General features: G+C 56.0%; 9 protein-coding genes. 3 read left to right on the forward strand and 6 right to left on the reverse strand.

All coding sequences use genetic code 11. The features are described 5' to 3' along the window. Entirely contained in the window at positions 1-1,332 is a 1,332-nt protein-coding gene (locus tag KF752_02390) for a hypothetical protein (protein MBX3420383.1), read from the reverse strand. Between the two features lie 220 nt (positions 1,333-1,552). On the opposite strand from KF752_02390, the gene KF752_02395 reads away from it, so the two are divergent. Then, entirely contained in the window at positions 1,553-2,344 is a 792-nt protein-coding gene (locus tag KF752_02395; protein ID MBX3420384.1) for a hypothetical protein, read from the forward strand. A 38-nt stretch (positions 2,345-2,382) separates the two neighbouring features. Here the strand turns inward: KF752_02395 and KF752_02400 are convergent, their stop codons facing one another. The 3 genes from KF752_02400 to KF752_02410 form a co-directional block, all read right to left on the reverse strand. Continuing rightward, positions 2,383-2,646: a hypothetical protein gene (locus tag KF752_02400; GenBank protein MBX3420385.1), complete on the reverse strand. Its 264-nt coding sequence runs from the start codon at positions 2,644-2,646 to the stop codon at positions 2,383-2,385. Positions 2,647-2,869: 223 nt separating this feature from the next. After that, complete coding sequence (locus KF752_02405) at positions 2,870-3,211, reverse strand: hypothetical protein (GenBank protein MBX3420386.1); 342 nt, start codon at positions 3,209-3,211, stop codon at positions 2,870-2,872. Between the two features lie 49 nt (positions 3,212-3,260). Then, entirely contained in the window at positions 3,261-5,420 is a 2,160-nt protein-coding gene (locus tag KF752_02410) for a S9 family peptidase (GenBank protein MBX3420387.1), read from the reverse strand. A gap of 268 nt (positions 5,421-5,688) precedes the next feature. Here KF752_02410 and KF752_02415 point away from each other — a divergent pair, with 268 nt between their 5' ends. Then, complete coding sequence (locus tag KF752_02415) at positions 5,689-6,975, forward strand: amidohydrolase family protein (protein MBX3420388.1); 1,287 nt, start codon at positions 5,689-5,691, stop codon at positions 6,973-6,975. 235 nt (positions 6,976-7,210) lie between these two features. Further along, complete coding sequence (locus KF752_02420; protein MBX3420389.1) at positions 7,211-8,587, forward strand: DUF1501 domain-containing protein; 1,377 nt, start codon at positions 7,211-7,213, stop codon at positions 8,585-8,587. Positions 8,588-8,726: 139 nt separating this feature from the next. Here the strand turns inward: KF752_02420 and folE are convergent, their stop codons facing one another. Both folE and KF752_02430 read right to left on the reverse strand, forming a co-directional pair. Then, positions 8,727-9,317 (reverse strand): GTP cyclohydrolase I FolE, encoded by a 591-nt coding sequence (gene folE, locus KF752_02425; GenBank protein MBX3420390.1) that lies wholly within the window; start codon positions 9,315-9,317, stop codon positions 8,727-8,729. A gap of 284 nt (positions 9,318-9,601) precedes the next feature. Next, positions 9,602-11,416 carry a sulfurtransferase gene (locus KF752_02430; GenBank protein ID MBX3420391.1) on the reverse strand — a complete coding sequence of 605 codons (1,815 nt, stop codon included), beginning with the start codon at positions 11,414-11,416 and terminating at the stop codon, positions 9,602-9,604. Between the last annotated feature and the right edge of the window lie 14 nt (positions 11,417-11,430).

Here is an 11,430-nt window from a genome sequence, read left to right on the forward strand (position 1 = left end):
CTAATCTGCCAGTCGCCGGCCAATGATCGCGCGAGTGCGAGATCCGAGCCGAGTTACCAACAGTGTTACGCTTTGACCGGCTGGCTGTTGAAGCTTCTGCTGTTCTCGACTGGCATCTAACTTGAGCAATCGCGACTTGACTTCCACAGGGCCGATGTGATGCTCACGCAACCAACTGCGAAGCTTGCGCTGGTCCCAAGCGATTGTGTCCAGAACTTCAAACCCTTGGGCCCAGGGAGTGGAAAATCTCATGTCGCCGGTATAGTAGCCTTGCTCAGATGTGATCGCGGTCAGCCCGTGTTGAGCTGCCCACGCGGCCTGTAGTCCGGCTGCATGCAGGCTGGGATGCAAATCGTAGACCATCGCTCCAATCTGTTCGGTTACCGGCACACGGGCTGTATCTTCGCGCCCCCAAAAGACAACCGTAACGTAACTTTCGCGGTCAGCCGATGCGGGCACAACAATAGCAGCCGCGCGGCGCTGATCCGGCGATTCTACTAAATGATTCGTGGAAGCGGTGCTCAACTGCTGAGTTACATTGGCCTCTGCTGCGCCGCTGGCCAGCGCGTGAGATGCCCGTTCTTCACCGGCCTCAATAGGCTTCGCGTTGGTCCACTCCGCCAGACGTGCGCGCTCGCGCAATTTACCAAAGAGCAACCACTGTTGACGGCATTCGCGATGGTTGCCCACCCAAACTCGCGTGCTCGAATTATCCACGACTTCTTCAAGCTGCCCGGTCAACTGCGTCGCAGGCGCGATCTTGACTAGGCTACCTTGGGTTTGTTGGATCAGAGGCAGCAAATCGACGAGTGACGGAGAAAACATGTCAGCCCGTAGCGTCTTGTTGCCGGTCGGTCGCCGATCGGGATCAACATGCAACCACTGTGCGCCCCGGAGTGACTCCACACTTAGCCTCTCGGCTATGGCGGTCACCGTTCGCCCCTGCGCCCCTGCGTTATTGGCCGTCAGGGCCGCCAAGAACACATCACTATCGACAGCCATGACCGGTCCACGACTGGCCAAGGCCATCGCATCTGCGCCCGCACCACAACATCCGTCGAGAATCATTTCCTCTGGCGGAAACAAATCGGCCTTGCACAATGCAGACCACCAATCGCTGGCCTGCGCCAAGCTGCGGTCGGTCCACAGCCATTTGTCGGGATGCGGAAACCGATGGCGACTTCGCCAGCGTAGTTCCGCCTGCCGAGTCAACACAGCTCGCTGTGCAGTACTCAATCGGCTGCGTGTAATCAGCTCCGGCTCCGCAAGATACGCACGCCCATGCGCTAACAACCAGCACTGCAAATCATCTAGCGTGACTTGTAAATTCAAACCGACTTTTCCTACGCTGGCCAGGCGAGCTGACCTGTTCAGTTGTAACGAATGTGCCTGCCATTCGGTTGGCAAGTCACAGAGTGATTGTAGCGGTCCGGAAGCTGACGCAAAGTCGAGGCGAGATAGTATTGAGCAACTGCCGATAAGTGATTGATGAACGATTGCTGGGTTTTGTCAGTCAAGCAGGTACCGCACGTCATTTGTCTTCGAGCTCTGTATGTCTGAAACATTGTTGCGCAAGCCGCTGACTGGACTGCTGCTATTAGCAAGCGCTGCCGGAGGTCCCTATTTGTGGTACGAAACCGAGGTGGGCAAGCATAGTCGTCAAGCTTGGCAGTCGGTGGCGGGGACGATGGGCGTCTCGGATGCTCAAGACAGAGATTACAGTGCGGTCGGCTATGGAACCGGCCCTGCCGGATCAACCGGTTCTCTCGGCTTACCGGGTGCAGGTGGCCTTCAGTCGGCAGCCAATCGTCTGACTGTTGATCCGTTTCAGCCTAATCCCCACGTGATGGAGCAATTGCCCATTGCCACCCTGGCAGAAGTATTGCGATTTGACGTGACTCCAGACTGGGTCATGGGAAGATTTCCACGCGTTTCCACGGTGCTATCCGAAGCCCAACTAGACGGCCTGCGCGTGCCGCTGATCACGGGTACGACTCCAAGCGATTTAGCCGGCACGTTGACTTACTATTTTGACCGTTACAAGCAGCTCAAACGATTGACCGTTCATGCTGCCGTGGGCGATCCAACGCGTTTCGTTGCCGAGCTGCAACAAGCCTATCAAATGTCTCAAGAACCGTCGCTGGGTGGCAACTTATACGTCATCAAATGGAATGGCGCGCCGACGAGTCTACTGCACATCGCACCTGCAACCGTAGTCTATGCCGATGCGCATTATGCGCGCTTCAATCTCTTTTTAGAACTCAACCAAGCCGGTCTGGAATATGGCCTCAGCCCCGAGGCCCGCCAGTTGGTCGAAGTCGGCCGTCAAACAAACCGCTGGTAAGGCAAACTGTGCGGCTGAGTATCAGCGTCTAATTCAACCTAAGTACCCCAGCGCTGATCGCCGGCGCTTTGATTGCGTTTGCGGCTGTAGTACACGTGTGCGGCGGCCCATGTCAACACGACGAGCGTCACCACGACAGCGATGATTTGAGCCACATGAATCGGCTCGCTCAAATAGTGCCGCAGTGAATTGCCATCACCGTTAGCAGCCGAACCGTGTCCTTCGTGAGCCAGCGCATGTGGTGCGCTGAGAAACAAAATCGCGACGGTCGCCGTTAGCAACAGCAGGGACTTAGATGACATGGGAGGCGTTCCAAGGTTGGAGTAATGCGACAGCACTTGCTGGAAGCACTCAGGTTGAAATCCTAGCTTGAACCTGCCTGATCGACAAGGACCAGCCTCAACACGTTGAACGCTTCAAAGGCCCAATCCGCCAAGCCGAATTCTGACCTGCTGTCGTTCGGCAGATTCGCGCCCCATTCAACGGCAGATTCGACGCTCCCTTTGACTTTCAAGCGTCCGGCGCTCAGATTTGCTGAATCTGTTGGACGATCGAGAGTAGTTGCTGGGCGCGGATCAAGCCGCCCACGGCTTGTACATAGTCGATGGTGGCTTCGATTTCGGACAGCGAAATGCGAGTTTCTTCGGCCGGCACAACGGCCCCGTCAGGCAATGTAGCGGCTACGACTGCGGTTCGCGACCGGCGGCGAATGGTTTTGCGTTTGAGTTGAGCCTTGGCGTTGGAGACATCGGCAGCGGTCACACCAAACTCAGATAATGCGTTAACCACATCGCGATTGCGGTCGTCCGGATGTCCGCGCAGGTACTCTTGAATGCGTTTAGATTTGCTCAGTTGCTCGCGGCTCATCGACTTCGACTCACTTGAGTGGCATGGATGGAATGGCACGCTATTGAGGCTAATCAACAGGACCGGGTTTGCAATAGGTTGCCAGCCAATCGAAAAATACTCGTCCCCATAACACGCTATTCTGAGGCTTGATGACCCAGTGTCCTTCTTCTGGAAAATACAAAAAGCGACTGGGCACGCCCTGCACCTGTGCGGCGGTGAAGGCTTCAATACCCTGCGTGACGGGAACCCGAAAGTCCTTTTCCCCATGGATAACCAGTAGCGGTGTCTTCCAGTTTCCAACGTACCGATGAGGCGAAAATCGACTGTAGCGGTCCTGTACGGTTGGACTAAGCCAGTAGGGACCGCCCATATCCCAATTCACAAAAAACAATTCTTCAGTCGCTCCATACATCGACTCCAGATTGAAGACTCCGCAATGCGAAACCATCGCGCAAAATCGGTCGCCGGAATTACCCATCAGCCAATATGCCGTATAGCCGCCAAAGCTCGCGCCAATGGCCGCCACGCGCTGTGCGTCGATAGAGGGCTGAGCGATCATGCCGTCAGTAGCCGACAAGATATCCTGCATAGCTTGCCCACCCCAATCGCCACTGATTTGATCGTTCCAGCGCCTGCCAAAACCAGGTAGTCCACGGCGATTGACGGCCAACACAACGTAGCCTTTTGCGGCCATCAAATGAAAATTCCAGCGATATGAAAACCATTGCCCGATCTGGCTCTGCGGTCCACCCTGACAATAGGTCAGCATCGGCCAACGACCAGCCGTAGTTGGATCAAAGTCTGGTGGCACCACCACCCAGCACTGAATCGACTGTCCATCGGTCGCTCGAAAGTGCTGCTGTTGTACCGTAGGTAATTCCAAGCCAGCAAACACTTCTCCGTTAACGTCAGTGATCGTCCACAGTTGTCCGTCCTGGGTGTTCAGCAGTGCCAACTCGACTGGCCGCAACATGTTTTGTTGTTTCAGCAGCAGCCAAGGACTGTCAGGTACTGTGGCCACGACCGAAAAATCAAACCAACCTTGCGAAAGCTGTTTTAGGCCCTGACCATCAGCCCCCAAACGATAAATCTGTTTGGTGCCTTGCTGCTCGCTTGAAAAATACACCCAGCTTGCATCGTCAGCCCAAACGGTTTCGTGAGCATCTTGATCCAGACCCTGGGTCAGCTCGCGCTGCTGGCCACTGGATAACTCGATCAAAAAAATGCGATTGCGGTCGGCTTCAAAGCCACCGCGCTGCATCGAGTGAAAAATCAGATAGCGTCCGTCTGCCGAATACCTGGGCTGCATGTCATAGCCGGGCATGTCGGGCGTGACCAATCGCAATTCACCGCCGCCGGCAGGCACCAGATAGATGCCGCTGTCGGTACTCTCCGCCGGGTTGTCAACCAACTTCAGCGTCAATGCCAGTTGCTGGCCGTCGGGCGAAAAGGCAAACTGATCTGCACCGCCGTGCGGCGGCAGAGGACAATGATTTCGCATATTGGGCATTAGGTCTATAGCCTCGCCAGCCGTACCGTCCTCTGACAGACGGGCCACATGCACATGCGAATAGGTGTAGTCGTGCCACGCGTTCCAGTGGCGATACATCAACGAGTCGATAATCCGGGCATCGGCTTTGGGCAGATCTGGATAAAGTTCGTTGACGGTAGCATCAAGCTTGATGTTCACCGAGAAAGCAATGTGATCTCCCTTGGGCGAGGCCTTCAAATTCGCGATCCCCTGCTGAACATGCGTAATCTGCCGGGCGGTGTCAGGCGCAGCCGGGTCCAGCATCCATGCTTGCGGCTTGGAATTCTCGTCTGCACCTGGAGCAATATAGAGTAGTCGAGCCCCTTCGGGTCGCGCGATCCAACTCAAGGAGCCCAAGCCTTTTACGCCCTCGAGCAATACTTGCGGCCGGCTGGATGCTAACGAGGTTCCCAATCCTTTTGAGGTGACACCACTGGGCTGCGTGACCAAGCTCTGGAGATATAAGGTCACGGTTGAAGAATCATCTGCCAGATTATAGTAGGTCACTAAATATGCAACTTGGCTGCCATCGGGCGAGACCGCAGCGTCGCCAATGCGTCCTAAGTCGAACAGCTTTTCACCCGTCATCCGCCCGGTGGACTGCGCCTGGGCAACCAGGACCGAAGTTGCGGCGCAAGACAGTGGGACAGCCAGAGCTACGCCCAGTGCCTGAATGAATCTGGAAAATCTGTGCATGATCGGTTGTGTCCGCTCTTGGTGATTGATGGATTCTTTAAAAAATTCGCCTGGGCGATTCTGCACGACCAATATAACCTTCACGGGCGACGGCTGCTGCCCTCGAAGGCTGATCGTCAGACAGATATTATACTGCTGGCTTCTGTGAGCTCTGAGCGGACCAGTAATGACGACAATGGCTCATCGTCAGCCGATTCCACCATCTGTCCAGTTGCAGGCTCGCCGCCTTGTTTGGCCATATTGTTGACTTTGAATCGCAAATCTACTGATGTCGGATTCTACCCTACGTATCCAGGCTGATTTTCTTGTCATCGATCCTTGGCGCATTTTGACCAATGCGCAATTGGTGATCCGTCAGGGTCGAATCGCTGAAATCCATGAGACGCCACAGCTGGCCGCAGACATTCATTGGCCGCGGAGGGTTATCTTACCGGGCCTAATCAATGCCCATACGCATCTGGAATTCAGTGATCTGGCTGAACCATTTCCTGCCGGAAGGAGTTTTCCAGAGTGGATCGGACAGGTGATTGAATATCGTCGCCATCAATCAGCGCACATGAGCCCCCCGTGGCAGCAGCAAATTCGCCGCCGCGCGATTCGCAGTGGCTGGGCCGAATGTGGCAACACAGGCACAGCGCTGCTGGTAGATATCGTCACACCGCCGTGGCAAGCGAACATTTTTGACACTGCGAACATCAAGGGAGAGATCGGAGATACTGCCTGGAATCCTGACTGTATGCCTAAAGTCATCGCCATGCCAGAACTGCTGGGGTTAGACTCGGCGCGATTGGCGGCTTCGGCCCAGTGTGCCAATTTGATTCTGCGAGACGTTGCTGAAATGAGCCAACACCTCTGTGTGCTGGGATGTGGCGTGTCGCCTCATGCTCCATATTCGATTCGCAATGGCCAAGTCCAACAGCATTTAGTGGAGCTTCCTGTACCGATGCTCACAGCAATGCACGTTGCAGAAAGTGTGGACGAGCTGCATTGGATTCAGACACGCGAGGGCGCGTTTGCGGAGTTGTACCGGCAAATGGGAATTGCCGTGGATCAACCACCGATGCGAATCGGCGAAGCGATTGAACTGCTAGCTACTCAACCGCGCAGCCTACTGATACACGGTAACTATTTGAGCGAATCTGAGCTCGATCGTATCGCCGACGCGTCGATCGCCATTGTCTATTGCCCACGCACCCATCGCCATTTCGGACATCGCCCCTATCCGTTGACGTCAATTTTGTGCCGAGACATCCCGCTGTTGCTCGGTACGGACTCGCGAGCCAGCAACCCTGATCTAAATTTGTGGTCTGAGTGCCTGGAAGCGCGGCGCTGCCATCGGCAATTGTCGGCTGCAGACGTTCTGGCGGCAGTGACATGCCAGGCCGCCAACGTCTTGGGCGTGGAGAACGATTTTGGGACTCTGGACATTGGTCAAACGGCGTGGCTCAATCACTTACCAACGCCCGATGGGGCCACTGCCGAGGATTTGCTGGAACGATTACTGGCCCCAGATTCGACCAACCATCCGCAGCCGGCTCGATGGAAGTGGGATTGAACCTTCAGGCACGCGGCCCGATTGTAGCCAGCGTCGCCAGACGGAGAAAATGCAAATCATTCGCCGTCTGGCGAGGGTGGCTTCTGGAGTTTACTTGTTGGCCGCTCGCTTAGCATCTGGCTTTTTGCATGCGGCTGTCCCCGGTGGCGGCCAGATGGTGTATGCTGGATAGCTGTGCGGACCACGCTTTTGTCCATTGTTTCTGTCGGTAACAAAAACGTCGAGGCGACAAGCGATGTTGGATTTTATTGGCCGAGGAACGGCACATACATGCACTGGGGCTACTCGCAGAGATTTCCTGCAAGTCGGCACTCTGGGTGCTGTTGGATTGGGATTGCCTCAATGGTTGCAAGCTCGGGAAGAAGGACGAGTCGCGCCTGAGGGTGATCGCCGCTCCTGTATTCTGATCTTCAATTTGGGCGCGCCGAGTCAACTAGACACGTTTGACATGAAGCCGGATGCGCCGGCGGAGGTACGCGGCCCCTTCCAGCCGATCGCTACTGCCGTCTCTGGTATTCAGCTCTCTGAGATTCTACCGCAGCACGCCAAGATCGCTGACAAGATCGCCTTGGTGCGTTCCTGTTTCCATCGCGGTGCGGCGGTACACGATGCCGGCTGGCAGATTATGCAAACCGGCCGATTGTTTACCGGCGGCGTCGATACACCTCACATGGGTTCTGCAGCCTGGTATTTGCGCGGCTCTCGTTCCGACCTGCCTCCGCATATCGTTCTGCCGGAAACGATGGGGCGGGGAGGTGGCAACTTGCCTAATGGTCAAGCCGGAGGGTTTTTGGGCAAAGCCTACGATCCGTTTTCGCTGATGGCTGATCCATCGCAGGAGAACTTCAAGGTCCCAGATCTCTTGCCGCCCAGTTCACTGCCAGCCGCGCGTGTCGATCGCCGCCGGCGATTGCGACAGGCTGTCGAAGAGTCCATGACACAGTTCGAGGCCAGTGAGAGCGCTCGGCTGATGAACGAACATTTCGAGACCGCCTATCGGCTGATGTCTAGCCCTCAGGCGCGCGATGCATTTGATCTGTCCAAAGAATCATCGCACATGCGTGAGCGGTATGGCATGAATCGCTTCGGCCAGTGCTGTCTGCTCGCCCGACGCCTAGTGGAAGCCGGCGTGCGATTCGTGACGATTAATACCTTCCTGACCGTGTTCGACGAAATCACTTGGGACATCCACGGCAGCAAACCTTTCACCTCAATCGCCGGCATGAAGAACATCGTGGCTCCCATGTACGATCAAGGCTATGCTGCGCTGATCAGCGATCTGTCCGAACGTGGACTGCTGGAGGATACGCTGGTAGCCAATTTGGCGGAATTTGGTCGCACTCCGAAGGTCAATCCGGCGGGCGGGCGAGATCACTGGCCGCAGTGCTTTACAGTCTACTTCGCCGGAGGTGGCGTGCGCGGTGGGCAAGTGGTTGGGGCCAGCGATCCAATCGGAGCGGTGCCTGCTGATCGCCCCGTCGAACCACCAGAGGTTGTAGCGACTATCTTCAAGAGTCTCGGACTAGACCTGTCCGATCATCTGCCCGGCCCCGGCGGCCGGCCGTTCCCAATCGTCGATACCGGATTTCGCGAGATCAGTGAGCTATTCTAACGCGAACCCGCAATGGGCAGGGTGGGCCGGCGCGGAGCGGAACCCGTTTGCAATTGAGGTCCAACGCATTGTGAACGATCAACGAGAGACGAAGATTTTTCGCAGTTCACCGCCCCGCTGGTCCTACGCCACGAGACACTCATTCTTTGTGGTTGGCGATTAGACTCAAGATTTCTGAGCGGCTGGCTGGATTGTCGCGGAAAATACCGCGCATGGCGCTGGTAATACACAGGCTACCCGGCTTGCGCACACCGCGAATGGTCATGCAACTGTGGGTGGCTTGTACGACCACCGCCACCCCTTTGGCGCCCAGATGCTGTTCGACCAGATCGGCCACCGTTTCCGTCATGCGCTCTTGAACCTGAGGTCTTCGCGCCACCGATTCGACGACGCGGGCAAGCTTGCTCAGCCCGACCACCTTGCCGTCCGGCAAATATCCAATGTGAGCGCGACCAGTGAATGGCAGCAGGTGATGCTCGCACATGCTGCAAAACGTAATGTCACGAACCAATACAACTTCGTCGTATTTTTCAGTAAACACCTTCTGCAGATGTACGCTGGCGTCTTCGCGCAATCCGGAAAACATTTCGGCGTACATACGAGCCACTCGAGCTGGTGTTTCATGCAGGCCCTCGCGATCTGGGTTCTCGCCTACTGCCAGCAAGATTTCGCGAACGGCTCGTTGTAATCGTTCATGGTCGATGGAAGATGCGGAATCGACTGCTGTCATCGAAGTATTGCTTAATTGGAAAGGAAGTCTGCGTTGTTAATGATTCAGTTAATTAGTTAATTCGTCAGATGCCAGTGGTAGGCCGGCGCGGGGCGGGACCAGTGCACATTTTAGGTCCGGCATGATCCAAGCGAACCACCAGGCAAAAAACCTCTAACACGACTCACCGCCTCGCTTGACCCAACCGGCCCACCATACTAATCACGCGAAGTAGCCTTCGTCGCCAGAGGGTGGCTAGGACTATGTCGTTGGCCCAACAGTACTCATCGAAGTTCAATCGGCCTTTAACTTTCGGCCCACTTGGGAAGCGGAGCTACGTATGTCGCGGGCAGTCCCGAATCGGGATGTATCAGTGTAATCGACTTTGAATGCAAACACATGGGCGGATCGTTCAGTTGAAGCGTGCAATTGCTACCGTGGGCTCGATCCGGCAAGTACAGGGGATCGCCGACGATCGGGTAGTGCAAATCCCACAGGTGAACACGAATCTGATGCGTCCGTCCAGTTTCGGGGAAAGCTGCGATCAGACTTGTGCCGTCGCTCAGGCGACTTAACACTTCAAACCGCGTCGCACATAGCTGCCCCGTTCCCGGTACCGCGATGCAGCGCTGGCCCTGCGGCGTGGGTTGTTCGCTGATTTCCGCTGAGTGTGAGATGGCGTTCCACGCGGGATGTCCCAGCACGCGAGCCAGGTACTCTTTGCGCACTTGTCCGGCCGCGAACTGCGGTTGCACACGTCGGGAAGCTTGAATCTTGCGACACAACACGATCACGCCCGAAGTGTTGGCATCCAGTCGATGCGCGACTCGCAGTTTAAGCTGTGGATAGGCCTGCTCCAGTATCCAACTGAGCGTATTGCGATTAAAACGGCCGCAGGGGTGTACCGGTAGTGGAGCTGGCTTGTCGACGACTACCAGGCTGTCATCCTCGTGCAACAGTACAATGTTCGGATTAATCTCCGGCTCGACGGTTTCCGGCTGATGATGCACGAAGTGCTGCCCCTCCCGCACAACCAAATCGCTGGTAACAGGCTGGCCGCCACAAGTCAACTGACCGGCGGCGATCCAGTGCATCCATTGCTCCGCAGCGATGCCAGGTTGATACTGCACCAGGAAATCAATCAATGTCAGCCCCGCCAGTTTTCCAGGCACGTACACGCTGCGATAGTTGTCGTAGGGCTGTGTTCCCGGCTGCTGCCGCGCCACCTGGTCGATGCGTTGCTGCTGTTGCTGAAGCTGCTGGGCAGCACATTGTTCGGGCGATTGATAACAGTGAGGACAAGATTCGCCCAGTCTGTAAAGCGACGACTGAAGGTCGGCAGGGTGCAGAACAGCCTGACAGGCATAACACAATTGATCGCCGGTTGGCTGTAGCTGTGGGTCCAACGCCACGCGATCATCAAACACAAAGCACGAGCCATCCCAGTGAGCGCCGCCCACTTCTTCAAAGTACTTCAGAATGCCACCATCCAGTTGGTAGACGTTCTTAAAGCCAGCCTGCTCCATAAGCGGCCCAGCTTTCTCGCAGCGAATGCCACCGGTGCAAAACATGACGATCGTCTGTTGCTTGGCCGCTTCCGGTAATCGCCTGATAGCTTGGGGGAAACTGCGAAAGTGATGAATGTCCAGGTGCTGCGCATCCCGGAAAGTACCCAGTTCAATCTCGTAGTCATTGCGCACATCCAGCAGACACAATGGCCGGCCCTCGTCCAACCATCGTTTCAACTCGTGTGGCGGCAGCTTGGACGATGTCCCTTTGATCGGATCCACTTCCGACACACCAAAGGCGATAATCTCCTTCTTAATGCGAACTAACATGCGTCGAAACGGCGGTGCGCTGGAGAGGCTTTCTTTGGGCTGCATTCCCGCCAACAGTGGATCGCCGTCTAGCTGCTCAAAGAAGGCTTCAATTCGCTCGCGTGGTCCCGCCAGGAACATATTGATCCCTTCGGGGCTGAGCAGGATCGTACCTTTCAATTCCAGCGATTCGGCCAGCGACTTGAGCCTCAGTCGGCGTCCCGGCAAATCGTCCAACGGCACAAATCTGTAGGTCGAGATATTCAATATCCCACTGGCGGGCTGGTCCAGCGCTGTATTCATGGGCTTGGGGACAA

The organism is Pirellulaceae bacterium (assembly GCA_019636385.1).
Classification (GTDB): Bacteria; Planctomycetota; Planctomycetia; order Pirellulales; family Pirellulaceae; genus Aureliella.

Excerpts from the sequence above, each read along its gene's own strand:
- KF752_02395 (MBX3420384.1), top strand. The coding sequence starts at position 1,553 with ATGTCTGAAACATTGTTGCGCAAGCCGCTGACTGGACTGCTGCTATTA.
- KF752_02400 (MBX3420385.1), bottom strand. The coding sequence starts at position 2,646 with ATGTCATCTAAGTCCCTGCTGTTGCTAACGGCGACCGTCGCGATTTTG.
- KF752_02405 (MBX3420386.1), bottom strand. The coding sequence starts at position 3,211 with ATGAGCCGCGAGCAACTGAGCAAATCTAAACGCATTCAAGAGTACCTG.
- KF752_02410 (MBX3420387.1), bottom strand. The coding sequence starts at position 5,420 with ATGCACAGATTTTCCAGATTCATTCAGGCACTGGGCGTAGCTCTGGCT.
- KF752_02415 (MBX3420388.1), top strand. The coding sequence starts at position 5,689 with ATGTCGGATTCTACCCTACGTATCCAGGCTGATTTTCTTGTCATCGAT.
- KF752_02420 (MBX3420389.1), top strand. The coding sequence starts at position 7,211 with ATGTTGGATTTTATTGGCCGAGGAACGGCACATACATGCACTGGGGCT.
- folE (MBX3420390.1), bottom strand. The coding sequence starts at position 9,317 with ATGACAGCAGTCGATTCCGCATCTTCCATCGACCATGAACGATTACAA.
- KF752_02430 (MBX3420391.1), bottom strand. The coding sequence starts at position 11,416 with ATGAATACAGCGCTGGACCAGCCCGCCAGTGGGATATTGAATATCTCG.